Source organism: Youngiibacter fragilis 232.1, assembly GCF_000495435.3.
Classification (GTDB): Bacteria; Bacillota; Clostridia; order Clostridiales; family Clostridiaceae; genus Youngiibacter; species Youngiibacter fragilis.
In genome coordinates this window covers 1-13,450 of the sequence record NZ_AXUN02000035.1, presented here as the reverse complement: position 1 = coordinate 13,450, position 13,450 = coordinate 1, and the positions used below count along the sequence as shown (strand labels likewise).

The 13,450-nt window shown below is 47.9% G+C and carries 13 protein-coding genes; 1 reads left to right on the top strand and 12 read right to left on the bottom strand.

Going from position 1 to position 13,450, the window contains the following annotated elements:
- Positions 1 to 216: 216 nt before the first annotated feature.
- The 3 genes from T472_RS02140 to T472_RS02130 are packed head-to-tail and all read right to left on the bottom strand — an operon-like array spanning position 217 to position 3,703.
- On the bottom strand, positions 217 to 1,650 hold the full coding sequence (locus T472_RS02140) for a lactate racemase domain-containing protein (protein WP_023385656.1): 1,434 nt from the start codon (positions 1,648 to 1,650) through the stop codon (positions 217 to 219).
- On the bottom strand, positions 1,650 to 2,495 hold the full coding sequence (locus tag T472_RS02135; protein WP_023385654.1) for a triose-phosphate isomerase family protein: 846 nt from the start codon (positions 2,493 to 2,495) through the stop codon (positions 1,650 to 1,652). Before T472_RS02135 ends, T472_RS02140 begins: the two co-directional genes overlap by 1 nt.
- 47 nt (positions 2,496 to 2,542) lie before the next feature.
- Entirely contained in the window at positions 2,543 to 3,703 is a 1,161-nt protein-coding gene (locus T472_RS02130; protein WP_023385652.1) for a diphosphate--fructose-6-phosphate 1-phosphotransferase, read from the bottom strand.
- Between the two features lie 131 nt (positions 3,704 to 3,834).
- Here T472_RS02130 and T472_RS02125 point away from each other — a divergent pair, with 131 nt between their 5' ends.
- A complete protein-coding gene (locus T472_RS02125; RefSeq protein ID WP_207643930.1) occupies positions 3,835 to 4,938 on the top strand; it encodes a LacI family DNA-binding transcriptional regulator in 1,104 nt (367 codons plus the stop codon).
- A 21-nt stretch (positions 4,939 to 4,959) separates the two neighbouring features.
- On the opposite strand, the gene T472_RS02120 is transcribed toward T472_RS02125, so the two are convergent.
- From T472_RS02120 to T472_RS02080, 9 genes are all read right to left on the bottom strand, one after another.
- Positions 4,960 to 6,099, bottom strand: coding sequence for a class II fructose-bisphosphate aldolase (locus T472_RS02120; protein WP_040906396.1), 1,140 nt, complete (start codon positions 6,097 to 6,099; stop codon positions 4,960 to 4,962).
- Positions 6,100 to 6,203: 104 nt separating this feature from the next.
- Positions 6,204 to 7,067 carry a class II fructose-bisphosphate aldolase gene (locus T472_RS02115; RefSeq protein WP_023385647.1) on the bottom strand — a complete coding sequence of 288 codons (864 nt, stop codon included), beginning with the start codon at positions 7,065 to 7,067 and terminating at the stop codon, positions 6,204 to 6,206.
- 22 nt (positions 7,068 to 7,089) lie between these two features.
- On the bottom strand, positions 7,090 to 8,106 hold the full coding sequence (locus T472_RS02110) for a zinc-dependent alcohol dehydrogenase (protein ID WP_023385643.1): 1,017 nt from the start codon (positions 8,104 to 8,106) through the stop codon (positions 7,090 to 7,092).
- Between the two features lie 2 nt (positions 8,107 to 8,108).
- Positions 8,109 to 8,903 (bottom strand): SDR family NAD(P)-dependent oxidoreductase, encoded by a 795-nt coding sequence (locus T472_RS02105; RefSeq protein ID WP_023385641.1) that lies wholly within the window; start codon positions 8,901 to 8,903, stop codon positions 8,109 to 8,111.
- 2 nt (positions 8,904 to 8,905) lie between these two features.
- Positions 8,906 to 9,658: an ABC transporter ATP-binding protein gene (locus T472_RS02100; RefSeq protein ID WP_023385639.1), complete on the bottom strand. Its 753-nt coding sequence runs from the start codon at positions 9,656 to 9,658 to the stop codon at positions 8,906 to 8,908.
- Between the two features lie 8 nt (positions 9,659 to 9,666).
- A complete protein-coding gene (locus T472_RS02095) occupies positions 9,667 to 10,431 on the bottom strand; it encodes an ABC transporter ATP-binding protein (protein WP_023385636.1) in 765 nt (254 codons plus the stop codon).
- Entirely contained in the window at positions 10,416 to 11,198 is a 783-nt protein-coding gene (locus T472_RS02090; protein WP_023385634.1) for an ABC transporter permease, read from the bottom strand. The genes T472_RS02095 and T472_RS02090 overlap by 16 nt, the downstream gene beginning before the upstream one ends.
- A gap of 40 nt (positions 11,199 to 11,238) precedes the next feature.
- Entirely contained in the window at positions 11,239 to 12,057 is an 819-nt protein-coding gene (locus T472_RS02085; protein ID WP_023385632.1) for an ABC transporter permease, read from the bottom strand.
- Positions 12,058 to 12,132: 75 nt separating this feature from the next.
- Positions 12,133 to 13,245 (bottom strand): ABC transporter substrate-binding protein, encoded by a 1,113-nt coding sequence (locus T472_RS02080; protein ID WP_023385630.1) that lies wholly within the window; start codon positions 13,243 to 13,245, stop codon positions 12,133 to 12,135.
- Positions 13,246 to 13,450: the final 205 nt, after the last annotated feature.

The following is a 13,450-nucleotide window of genomic DNA, read 5'->3' as shown; positions in this document are numbered from 1 at the left end:
ATATCAAATTAATCGAAAAAAAGACTTGCCTTGAAATAACGAATCATTTTGACCACACGATAATTCTATCATCTACTATATACCGTTAAAATATCAGAACCAGCCTAATCAGAAACAGCCTAAAGCAAAATGATGCTTAAGATAAAGAATTTACATAAGGATTTGGACCCATGACTCAGGTTACATTCCCGATTCATGGATCCAATTTTAATTTTGCTATTCTTTCATTCCCAGATGCACCGCACTGAGTTTGAAAGTCATTGGGAGGGCCAATATGTTAGGATTCTGTCCGACATACTTCTTCTTTGCATCCTCAAGTGCTTCCTCGAAGGTGTTCCTGGTCTTCATACCCATTCCCCTTGCAAATCCCGGGGCTTCAGCTCCTACGATGTACACTGCTGATGTGTTCATCTCGGCTATATGTGCGCTGGAGATCATTGAGAAGCCATGGAATGGATGGAATGCGTTTGCGAATCTGTATTTCTTGAGATATTCCTCATTGTTTGCAAAGTATTCCCCGAACCTGTTGATGTCAGGTAACGTATTGCCCTGTTCAAGGAACAGATCGTACATCTCCCTGGTGTATGGCCAAAGCTCCTCATGGAAGTTGCCGTTGCAGATTGACGAGCATATTATCACGCACTTGTCGCTCATGATCCTCTTGTGCCTTACTACCTGGGCTGATATCGCCTGCATGAGCATTATGGGGTTGGTTCCCATCCCGTTTCCATAGTGGAAGAACTGGGGCATACCGAAAACAAGGACATCATACTTCTTTTCCGCAAATGGCACATATGTCCTCTGGTCCGCGGTCTTCCATGCCTCAACCTGCATTTCCCTGGCATAACCACTATGGATCTCTATCTGCCTTGACCTGGTGTCCAGAACAGCGTCACAGCAGAAGAACTTCTTGCCCATCTTCTCTTCCAAATGCTGGCCTATCTCATCAAACTTCCTTCTCATGAGGGATTTGCTGTTGACTGGCGTGAAATCAGACCTGTGCATTACCTGAGGTACGTGATGCGATGCTATTGACTTCCAGTGGGTGATGCCTGTCGAGCAGTGCTTGTAGCCGCCTGAATACCCTCCGTAAGGGTTTCCCTGCGTATGCCCTATGAGTATGGCAAGGTCACTGTCGTAGACGTATTTGTTCATAATGACAGGGTCCCCTGATCCTGTCTTACCGAGGTCAATGAGGTTTTCATAATCCTCGCTGTCATGGTTTATGATCTGATTAGAGTACCAGAATTCATTGAAGAGCTCCTCACCAAGTACTCCGAATATCTCTTCCTTAGTGTTCTTCCTGTGGAGTCCGTTGGAGCATATTAACAGGATGTCCTTCTTATCTACACCAGCATCATAAAGTTCATTCAGAATGAGCTTTATGGACACCTTCCTGTGGGAAGTCTTCTGCTCTCCTCCCTTTACCCTGTCAGGAAACACTATGGTGACCTTGGAGCCCTTCTTCGCAAGCTTTGAGATGGGATCCATACCAATTGGATTCCTGATGGATTTCAGTGTCTCCTCAACTATTCTTTCCTCAGGCAGATGTTCCGGATCCCTTATCGTCTCTCCGGGAATGAAGACATCCGTATTGTCAGGAAGTGTTGCCTCCATCATCCCATGTCCGTATTCAAATGACAGTTTCATCAGTTGTTTTCCCCTTCCATATAGATCCTTACTATTTCAAGATACTCCTCAGGGTAGAAGCCTATGTCGCCCGAGAACCTTGTAAGGGCTATCAGACCTCCATCAACCTCAGGGATCGACGACAGCATCCTGGCATTTTCAGCCTTCAGTCCACCACCGTAGACAACGGGCAGACCTCCGCTTACCTCTTTGATATATCCTGCCACCATCTGAATGTAATCCCTGCCGGGAGGTGTCTTTCCAGGCCCTATGGCCCATACAGGCTCATAGGCTATGACAACATCCTTCCTGTCAACACCCATGAGGCCGATATCAATCTGCTCCTTGAGGACCTTCTTCCAGTCTTCCTTTTCTTCCTTTGTCTCTCCGATGCAGTAAAGGACTGAAAGCCCGGAATTCACAGCTGCCTTGACTTCTGAGTTAAGTATCCTGTTTACTGCCGCTGGATCTGTCACTCCAGCCTCAAGAAGCATTCCCTTCTTGTCGTTCCTCTCCTCGCAGTGTCCTATTATGACTTCCTTTACTCCAAGGGCAGCCATTGATTTTGCAGTCCTGTTTGAGGTAAAGGCTCCGAAGTTCCTTCCGGTTTCCACATCATCCCTGAAAACGCTCTGGCAGCCTGCTTTAAGTGAATCACTGCTATCCATGGCATCAAGTGCCGGAATCAGATGTGCTTCAGGGAAGAATACCGTGAATTTGACATCGCTGCTGTCATACGCATTGACACCATCCCTGACATCTTCAACTATCCTTCTTCCCCACTCCCTGACCGGAGCTAAAGTGTTCACTCCCCCAAGCTCCCTTGGTATGTCAAATCTCTTTAGGTTTACATAAATCCTCTTCAAACTAACCCGCCTTTCATGATCATCCTGTTTTATTGACTCCTGCTTTCTCAATCCCTGAAGCTGACATATTCCGGTATCTCATCACCTATTATAGGCCTGAGCCAATCCAGGAATTCTTCAGTGACATCCATCCCGTTTTCTGCTATGTACCTGTCCGGCAGCTTCATCTCGTGAAGCATCACCTTGTCAATCGGGATGAGTGGGGTCTCGATTCCATAGGCTTCACCAGCAATCCTCCTGATTCCGACCATTACGCCGCTGACACCTGAGACCGCTGCCTTCACCGCTTCCCTTCCTACAAGGATAGCTTCCTGCCTGTCTGTCCCGGAAACAAGTGCCATTGATGACCTTCCCAGCAGGCCTGGTTTCTCATTTCTCGCTTTTATCCCAAGCTTTCTTATGATCAGTCCGGCAAGATGGGCGCTTACATCACCAAAGTAAACAGACCTTCCAGTCTTAAATATCGGGGGGACTATCGACTTCCCATCCTTGTCGTTAAGGCCTTCAGAGACCGCAACGACAACCCCTCCAATCTTCTCGTGGAGCCTTTTTACTTCAGCTAAGAATTTCTCCTCATCAAATGGTCTTTCGGGAACCAGTATGATATGAGGTGCATCACCAGGATGTTTTCTGGCAGCTGCCGAGGCTGCAGTGATCCATCCGGCATTCCTGCCCATTGTCTCAATGACAGACACATGGATCGGAAGGGACCTGACATCCTGAGCTGCCTCAGCGACCGATTCAGCGATGTATCTCGCTGCACTTCCGAAACCGGGTGCATGGTCTATTGCGGATATGTCATTGTCGATGGTCTTGGGAATTCCCACTACCTTTATCCCCGTTTCGATGCATGCCCTGTGTACCCTTCCGCAGGTATCCATGGTCCCGTTGCCTCCGTTGAAGAGGACATATCCTATCCCATGCCTTCTGAATATTTCAGGTAGCCTCTGGTATTCTTCATCCGATACCGCGTACCTTGACGACCCGATTGCAGTTCCGGGTGTCGTGAGCAGAAGCTCCAGCTTATCGTCTGGAACATTTCCGATTTCCCTGAAGTTTTCCCTTATGATCCCTTCCATGCCTCCTATGGCACCATAGATTGTATCTATTTCCTCATTTGCCTTTGCTTCCATTATTACGCCGTAAAGCGTTGAATTTATTACCGCAGTGGGGCCTCCCCCATGCACTACCAGAAGATTTCCGCCCATATTTCCAGCCTCCTGAATCGTTCTCGTTCCATACTGCAATGGTACCACTGTTTTAAGCAAAAATGACTAAAAATTACGCAAACGTTTGCTATAACATATTGCCTAAATGATTACCATTGGTCATAATTGAATTGAATAACAGGCAGGTGATGACAATGACACTTAAGGAAGTGGCCGAAAAGGCTGGAGTTTCAATATCCACCGTATCAAGGGTGATAAACGGGAAAAGCACGAAGACCGCAAGCCCTGAAGTACAGGAGAGGATTTTCAGGATTGCCGCTGAGCTTGGCTACAGGCCAAACCGTGCTGCACAGGCGCTGAAGCTTGGCGATGAGGCGGTGGAGGTGCTAAAGGGGAGAAGGTCAATCGGATGTATCTTCGGGAGGGTGATGTCCTCAGTGGATGACCCTTTCTTCTCGAGGATCGCAAAGGCTGTGGAGAAGGAAATATCAAAGCACGGTTGTGTAATGAAGTATTCCTTTTCCGCAAGTGAAATAGAAAGCGAAGAGGACCTGAAGAAGCTACTGGATGAATTCAGGCTTGACGGGGCAGTGATACTTGGACGACTAAACAAGAACTTCTACAGGGTTATAAGGGACAGCTATCCTCATGTGGTGTACTCAGGTCTAAATTCAATAAGCCCGGACTTCGACCAGGTCATCTGCGATGGATATAGCGCAGCGCTTACTGCAGTTCACTACCTGTATACCATCGGGCACAGGGGAATCGGCTACGTTGGCGAAAAAACGAACGAAGACCGTTTCAAAGGATATTTCGATGCGCTTTCTGAGCTTGAGCTTGAATACGAAAAGGATATGGTGATACAGACAAGGCTTTCTTCCGCCAGCGGTTACTCAGCTGTATCCAGGCTGCTAGCAGAAGGAAGACTAAATGCATCTGCCCTGTTCTGCGCAAACGACACCACGGCTATAGGCGTTATAAAGGCACTCAAGGACAACGGCCTGCGGGTTCCTGAGGATGTTTCGGTAATTGGGATTGATGACATAGACATCTCCCAGTACATGTCTCCCCCGCTCACTACAGTTCGTATCCCCCTTGACGAGATGGGCAGGGCCGCCGGCCGGCTCCTTATGGACAGGCTTGATAACGGAAGCGGTCTTCCTATGAAGATTGAGCTTCCATACACTCTTGTCAGAAGAGAAAGCTGCCGTGAAATCAGTACGGTTGACCTGCCTATGGCCGAAAAAAATGAGGAAGCAGACACCAGACTTTAACTGGTGACAGCTTCCTCATTTTCAATAAACCGATGCCATCTCTGAGAGCGACTTCATCCTTACCAGCGATGCCCTACCTGCCGAACCGAATTCCACTATCAGCTGAGCCAGTATTTCCTTGACGCCATTCCCTATTTCATTGTTAAGGTCACTTATGTCTCCATCAGATTCCATTCCTGTCATCACTGAGTCCATTACGGTCGACAGGAACTGCCTTGGGTCGATCTGGTCTTTCTTCTCCTCAAGGGATCCAAGGACACCGCCAAGTGATGCGGATGACCTTCTTCTTCCTTCGCTGAAGAACTCCCTCAGGTTCCTTGATACAGCAAGCCTTATGTCAGTATCCACGTTGATCTTCGATATCCCTGCCCTTATGGCTTCCTTGATCTCTGATATCGGTATCCCTTCAGCACTGGACAGACTGCATCCAAGGTTCTTCAGGTCTTCAAGTATGTATCTGGGCACTGTGGATGACCCGTGGGATACGAGTGAAGCGCTTACGCCTGAATGCCTGAAAAGCTCCCTGATTGCTATTACTACCTCTTTCCTAAGCTTGACGTCCTTGCCCTTCACAGGGCCGTGCATGGTGCCATAGGATATGGCAAGGGCATCAACTCCTGTCTTTTGTACGAACTCCAGGGCTGAGATGGGGTTCGTATAGGTTGAACTGCCTGAGTGGACATGGTCCTCGACCCCTGCCAGGATACCAAGCTCACCCTCAACCGAGACACCTCTCGCATGTGCGAACCTGACAGCTTCCCTTGTAAGTTCCATGTTGTCCTCAAAGCCCAGTGCGGACCCATCTATCATGACCGAGGTATACCCACCGTCAATGCAGGCCTTGACTACATCGAGGCTGCTCCCATGGTCCAGATGGAGAGCTATCGGTACTTTGGAGTACTCACCATATTTCCAGACGGCATCACCTATGTTCTTCGCTCCCCGCCTTATATCCTCCAGACTGGAGTTCTTGAAATCCACCCTTCCGCCCATGAATCCGTTGGCGAGCTCTGCTCCCTGGATTATCGCCGGCGAATGAAGCAGCTCATGTATCTCTATTGCCGCCCTTATCTGGGAGACACTGTTCACATTGAACGCTCCCTGACCGTAGCAATATGAGTCAGCCGCATCAAGTATGGGCTTCATTGAAATTACTGGCATGATCCACGCTCCTTTGCATTTAACAGCAACAATGCTGTTGTATCAGAATATTCTGTCTTATTTTTAGAAAAACATTCCTTATCTATGGATTGCATTTTTTTGTATCAGTAATTGTATGCCTTTCCTTCAGACCCCGACAGTTCAATTATCTCCTCTACAACCTTTGTCAGCTTTGCAGATGCATATCTTGAAATCTTCCAGGTATGGTCCTGATGGTCAAGGTTCTGTATGCCTTCCTTAAGGAATTCAACGTATTTCGACCTTATCAGGGTTCCGTAGTTGATCTTGGATATTCCCTTCCTTATGGCCTCCCTCACCTGGTTGTCGTCCATTCCGGTGCAGCCATGCAGCACGAGCGGGATGTCTGAGTGCCTTGAAACATCGTCAAGTATGTCGAGCCTCAGGTTCGGAGTCTCATGGTAAAAACCGTGAGCGTTGCCTATGCCTATTGCAAGGGAATCCGGTCTGCACTTGTCAAGGAAACCTATGACAGTCTTCGAGGACACGATATTTGCATCGATGTCAGTCGCCACACCGTCGTCAAGTCTCTGAAGTGCACCTATCTCCACCTCAACAGGCACGTTGAAGGCATGGGCAATCCTGATGATCTCATTTGATTCCTCTATGTTCCTTTCTATACTCTTCTCGCTTGCGTCATACATTATGGAGGTGAAGCCGAGCTTCAGCGCCTCCATGCATATTCCGAAGCTCGAGCCGTGGTCAAGGTGTATGCCGACAGGCACTGACACCTTGTTTGCCAGATATTTCGCATTCTCATAGAACCACTCGTTGCCTGAATAGGCACCTGTGCTCTCATAGTGGGCGAGGATAATCGGCGCCTTCCTGTTTTCAGCTGCATCGACTATCGCCCTTATTATGTCATACTGACCGCCCTGGGTATTTATGGCAGCTACCGCGTAATGGTTCCTGCGCGCGTCCTGCAGCATTTCCTTCGTAGATACGAGCATCACATCATCTCCAATTCATTCGCTAGATCTTCGCTACTACCTTCAGATACTTGTCCGGATTGACAATCATATCCCTGATCACGTCCTCAAGCCCGTCAAGGTCAGTGTTCGAGGTTATTATGCTGTCCACAGGTATCAGTCCATCTGCTATATATCCCATTGACTCAGGGAACTTACTGTTTGAATTCCTGCTTGTATAGATCGTCACTTCCTTCTGCATGAGCCTTACCTGGTTTAGAGGAACAAGGTCATGCGGCCATCCGACAAGTGCTACGTTGGCTCCATGTGCGACGTATTCGTGGATGTTCCGAAGGACTGCCTGGGATCCAGTGCATTCTATCATCACATTTGGAAGTCTTCCGCCTGATATCTCCCTGAGCCTTGCTGCCACATCCTCATTCATAGAGTTTATCGTTGCTTCAATGCCGACTTCCCTTGCAAAGTTGAGCCTGCTTTCGATGACATCCACAAGCACTGGTTTTCCGCCATACAGCTTTATACCGAGTGCTGCAAGGAGACCAATGGTCCCTGCCCCAAAAACCACGCAGTAGTCATCCTTCTTGACCTGGGCCCTTGTAATGGCATGGAGGCCTATGGTGAATGGCTCAACGAGGCAGGCATCCCTGTAGCTCAATGTGTCTGGGATCCTGTGGAGAAGCGACACAGGATGAAGGAAATACTCTGCCATCATTCCGTTCTTGTGCACCCCGCAGACCTTCAGGTTCTCGCAGTTGTTGAACCTGCCCTGCAGGCACATTGGACATTCCCCGCACGGTACATATGGCTCCAGGGCTACCCTGTCCCCAACGCTTAAATTGTTGTCCGGGTCCATTATCTCTACTATCTCACCAACGCCTTCATGTCCTATACCCTCAATTGGATATTTGACAGTGGGATTGCTGCCCCTGTAGGCTGTGACATCGGAACCGCACACTCCGCACATCTCCATCCTCACAACTGCATGCCCTGGTCTGCAGACAGGCCTCTCATATTCGGTTATCGCAAGGTCTTCTTTTCCATATACGCATACTACCTTCAATGCTATTCCTCCATGTCGTTTTCCCTGATGTAGTCAAGTGCATCAGGCATTATCCCCAAGTTCCAGCCGCCGTCCGACGATATTATCTGGCCAACCATGTAGTCAGACCTCCCGCTCGCAAGGAAAAGAGCAAGGTTAGCTATTTCCTCCGGCTTCCCGAACCTTCCGATCGGAGATACGGAAAGTATCTTCTTCTCATCCAGAATTCCTGATTTCAGGGGTTTTTCAACCATTTCAGTCCTGATCCAGCCCGGGGCTATCGCATTTACCTTGATGTTATAGATCGCCCACTCGGCTCCAAGCTGCTTTGTAAGCATGTTCACCGCACCCTTGGTTATGCCGTAGGGAGTCCTGCCCACGTTTATCATCAGGGTATTTCCAGATGAAATGTTCACTATGCTTCCTCCGCCATTCTTCCTCATGTGCTTTCCAACAGCCTGTGAGCAGAATAGCGGCGCTTTCAGATTGATGTCTATCACTTCATCCAGAAGCTCTTCTGACAGCTTGAGGGTCGGACATGGCCTTGCTATACCGGCACAGTTGACGAGCACATCGATCTTGCCGAATTTCTCATTGACCTCGTCAGCCATCCTGAATATATCTTCCCTTTTCCTGAGGTCGATCCTCACGAAATGGCAGCCTTCACCAAGCTCCCTTGCCGTATCCTCTCCTGTCTCAAGCACGTCAGCGATGATGACAGTCGAACCCTCCGCTACGAACTTTTCAGCTATGCTCTTTCCTATCCCTCTTGCTCCGCCTGTGATTATCGAAACCTTTCCCTTTAATTCCATTCCCATCCTTACCACCACTTTATCTTGTTAGTTATGTAGTTACGGTACTCTATGAACTTGGGGTCTGTTATGTCCCTTGGGTGCGGAAGGTCAATTATGAGCTCTTCCTTGACGTTGGCTGGCTTGTTGGAAAGTATAAGCACCCTCTCTGCAAGATAAACCGCTTCCTCGATGTTGTGTGTTATGAATACTACTGTGCTTCCCAGCTCCTTCCAGAGCCTTATTACCTCATCCTCCAGATAGAATCTCATCTTGATGTCCATCTGGCCATAGGGCTCATCCATGAGCAGGAGGTCCGGCTGCATCGCAAATGACCTGCCGATTATTATCCTCTGCTCCACGCTTACCGAAAGCTCCCTTGGATAGGAATCCGTCACGTCCTGAAGTCCCATGAGCTTGATTATCTTGGTCACACGCCTGTCTATCTCATCCTGCGGTACCCTCTTGATCTTGAGCCCATATTCCAGGTTTTCCTTTACGGTAAGCCATGGAAGTGCAGATGGCTCCTGGAAGACAAAGGATAGGTTATGCTTCCTTGGATCTGCAGGCTCGTTGTCTATGTATATCTCTCCTGCCGTCGTATCATATATCTTGGTCAGGCAGTTGAGGAAGGTAGTCTTCCCGCAGCCTGTAGGCCCAACTACACAGACGAACTCATTCTTCTTGATCTCAAAGTTCATGTTGTCGAGGACAAGCAGGTCTCCGAATTTCTTGGTAAGGTTCTCTACCTTGATTTTGGTCTCTCTCTCTTTAATCTCCATATTCCACCTCAAATGGCCAGGTCCGTATTGTCTGATATGTCTGTCCTTAGCTTAAGGAACTCCCTGCTTATCATGTTCCTCGGCCTCTCTATCTCTATCTCGTATATCTTCTTGACCTTTGCCGGGCACTCGCTGAGGAGGATTATCCTGTCTCCAAGGTAGCACGCCTCTTCAATGTTGTTTGTCACGAAGATCACGGTCCTCTTCTCCTCCTGCCAGATCCTCAGTATCTCGTTCTGCATTGAGTACCTTGTCTGGGCGTCCAGCTGTCCGAAAGGTTCGTCCATGATAAGTATCTCAGGCTTTGTCGCGTACGCCCTTGCTATGCCTACCCTCTGCTTCATTCCGCCTGAAAGCTGGCTCGGATATGACTTCTCGAATCCCTTCAGTCCTACCAGGTCTATGTAGTGCTGGGAAATCTCCTGCCTCTTCGATTTTGGCATACCACTGAACTTCAGTCCTAGCTCTACGTTCTCCTGGACAGTCTTGAATGGCATGAGTGCAAGCTTCTGGAATACCATGCTTATCTTTGAGTCTGTTCCTGATACTTCCTTTCCGTCAAGCAGGACTCTGCCTGTGGTCTTGTCAATCAGGCCAGCAAGCATGTTAAGCAGGACTGTCTTTCCGCATCTTCCGGGTCCCAGTATTACCAGGAACTCCCCTTCTCTTACATCGAAGGAAACATCTTCAATTGCTGTGAACATACCCTTCTTGGAAAAGAAAGTCTTTGATATGTCCTGTATCTCCATTATCTTTCTCATATGTTGTTCCATGGGCACACCACCTTTTCAAGTTTGGTGAGGATCACTGACAAAAGTGAACCTATTATGGCTATGGTTATTACCGCTACAAGCACAAGCGCCATATCACTTCCCTGCCAGCCCCTTGTTACCAGGGATCCAAGTCCCTTCTGCGCACCGAGCATTTCAGCCGCCAGGACTGTAGTCCAGCCGGAGGAAACCGATGTCCTGATACCTGCGAATATTGATGGAAGTGCCGTTGGCACTACAATATCCATAAGTATCTGTCTGTTGTTACCTCCAAACACCTTACCTACATCGATATTTATCTTGTCAACCATCGATATCCCGACGGATGTGTTGATGACAAGGGGTACGAAGGTTCCTATGAATACAAGGAGCACCTTTGGAAACTCGCCGATCCCGAACCACATGATGATGATCGGTATCCAGGCGATTGGAGGTATGGGCCTAATCACTTCAAATATGCTTCCGAAGAAGGCTTTAGCCTTTTTGCTCCACCCTATGAGTATTCCGAATGCTATTCCGAATGTCCATGCGAACATGAGTGCAAGAAGTACCCTCGAAAGGCTCGCCCATGCATGACCGAAGAGGTTTGTCTTTGCTATCGGCTTCTCGAATGACCTGATGAGCCTTTCCCAAACTGCCAATGGAGCTGGCATCAGCTTTGGATTCTTCGTCGCGAAAATTATCCAGCCAAAGAGTATCAGAGCCACTGCTGCTACCGGCAGCAAATTGTATATGAGCTTCTTTATTGTAATCTTGGATGTGTTTACCATCTATCCAGACCTCGTTTCATCTTATTTCTGCGGATTCCTGTCATCCCTTCAGGAACCTTTTCTCAACTTTTGACAATATCATGGAAAGGACTGCTCCCATTGCCCCGATTACGACCATGCCTACTATGACAAGGTCAGGTCTTGCTATCGTACGACCGAGCTGGATCATGTACCCAAGTCCAGCGCTGGCTGCAAGCATTTCAGCAGCGACCAGAGTCGACCAGGAGTTTCCGAGTGCAACCCTTATACCTGCGAATACCATGGGCAGTGAGTAAGGTATGCCTACCTTGTAGAATATTTCAAAGTTCGATGCTCCGAATGTCTTGCTTACGTTGATATAAGTCTGGTTTGTAAGTCTGATCCCAGTATATGAGTTTATCACGCACGGTACGAAGGCAGTGAAGAATATGATGAGGGCCTTTGCCTGCAGCCCTATCCCGAACCAGACCACCACAAGCGGTATCCATGCTATCGGCGGAATCGGCCTTATGAGCTCGAATATGGGCCTTAGGAACTGGTTCGCATAAGACCACCAACCCATCACCAAACCAAGTGGTATACCTATGACTATCGCAAGGAGGAATCCAGAGAGTGCAACCTGGAGACTTGCCAGCATATTGACAAGGAGAACATTTCCGTCAGGCTCCTTGTTCACGAACTTGTCCATCAGCGTTTCGAATATCCTGGTGGGCGGTGGTAGCAGCTTCTGGTCTATGATACCTGTCATGCTTGCCAGCTGCCAGATGGCGAAGAACGAGAATATACCCAGAACGCTCAGCAGGATAAGCTGCATGTCCTCGCTTTTTTTCTTCTTTTCCCATTCCTGGTACTTCAGTTCCAGTTGATCCTTGTTTATCATAAATACCATCCTTCTAAACAGTGTCTCCTGCCATTCTAAGAACAGCAGGAGACCACATAGATTTGTTTGCGTTACCTACTTCTTCGAAGCCTCATATACGTCTTTCATAAGCTTCGCATCCGCATTGCCCTTGAAGGTTTCGGCGTCAGCAGCCTTATACTTTCCATATGCTATGAAGAAATCGAGGACATCTGCAAGCTTCTTTTCCATCACTGTCACTTCACTGTTATCCGCTTTTGTTGTTATCATCTGGTATGCTTCTTCGAGAGTATAGTATTTGTCCGCCTGCATGTATACCTTCGCAGTCTCGGCGTCCATCTTTATTCCATTCTCCTCTGAGAAGTCAACCATGTATTCTGCCGCCTTATCAGGGTTTGCCTTCATCCAATCGAGTGATTTGAAATATACCCCAAGGAGTATCTTCATCGCTTCGTATTTCTCAGCATCAGCGTAGCTGTTCTTGTTTGCCACGAAGTTGCACATGAGTCCTGTATCTGCCCAGGTTCCGCTTGATACCGCAGTATAGTTCGCTGAATCCTTAAGCATGTTGAAGGTTCCTGATGAACCTGTAAGTACTGCCACATCTCCCTGACCAGCAAGGAATGCGCTGTATGCTGTAGGTGCGTCCATCGCTATGAATTTCACATCATCCGGCTTGAGACCATATCCCGAAAGAGTCTTTATCAGGAGATACTGCAGAACTGTTCCTGTGTTACAGAGTATTTCCTTACCTTTCCAGGACTCTGCATCTCCGAATATCTTGTCGCTGATCTCGCTGTTTCCTGAGCCTGCTTTCACTATCTCTGAATCATTCCTTGCAAAGACATACTGTGTTCCATCATCGGTGTTGCTGGCTCCGACGACCAACGCATCATAGCCTATGACTCCTGACAGTACTCCGCCTACTCCTGTGAATCCAAGGTCCCATGAGTTGGAGGATAATGATTCCATCTGGACCGGACCGTTCGTGAACATTATCTCTTCAATTTCCAGGTTTGCATCCTTCAGCCAGCCTTCCTGCTCAGCTATGTAGACAGGGATGTAGTTCAGACTTCCGCCTATTCCTGATACTGTGAGTTTATACGTCTTCTTTTCATCCGCAGGTGCTTTGCTTGCGCATCCTGCGAGAACCGATGTCATTAAACCTGCTGCCAATAGTATTGTTACGAACTTCCTTAGTCTTTTCATCTTATCCTCCTGATATTCTATTCATGTTTTCTTATTTCCCCTGCCTATGCATACATTTTTAATTTTACTCAAAATGAAATGCATACGAATCACCAATAAACGTTTACAGATTGCGCAATCCTCTTCGTTCCTTTTCTGTTGCTCTACATGATTAATTATGATTATTTTGAACAAATAGTCAACAATGGTTAATTGATAAAGTAAC

Coding starts and splice junctions, on each gene's coding strand:
- T472_RS02140 (WP_023385656.1), bottom strand. CDS start 1,650: ATGAAACTGTCATTTGAATACGGACATGGGATGATGGAGGCAACACTT.
- T472_RS02130 (WP_023385652.1), bottom strand. CDS start 3,703: ATGGGCGGAAATCTTCTGGTAGTGCATGGGGGAGGCCCCACTGCGGTA.
- T472_RS02120 (WP_040906396.1), bottom strand. CDS start 6,099: ATGCCAGTAATTTCAATGAAGCCCATACTTGATGCGGCTGACTCATAT.
- T472_RS02115 (WP_023385647.1), bottom strand. CDS start 7,067: ATGCTCGTATCTACGAAGGAAATGCTGCAGGACGCGCGCAGGAACCAT.
- T472_RS02105 (WP_023385641.1), bottom strand. CDS start 8,903: ATGGGAATGGAATTAAAGGGAAAGGTTTCGATAATCACAGGCGGAGCA.
- T472_RS02100 (WP_023385639.1), bottom strand. CDS start 9,658: ATGGAGATTAAAGAGAGAGAGACCAAAATCAAGGTAGAGAACCTTACC.
- T472_RS02095 (WP_023385636.1), bottom strand. CDS start 10,431: ATGGAACAACATATGAGAAAGATAATGGAGATACAGGACATATCAAAG.
- T472_RS02090 (WP_023385634.1), bottom strand. CDS start 11,198: ATGGTAAACACATCCAAGATTACAATAAAGAAGCTCATATACAATTTG.
- T472_RS02085 (WP_023385632.1), bottom strand. CDS start 12,057: ATGATAAACAAGGATCAACTGGAACTGAAGTACCAGGAATGGGAAAAG.
- T472_RS02080 (WP_023385630.1), bottom strand. CDS start 13,245: ATGAAAAGACTAAGGAAGTTCGTAACAATACTATTGGCAGCAGGTTTA.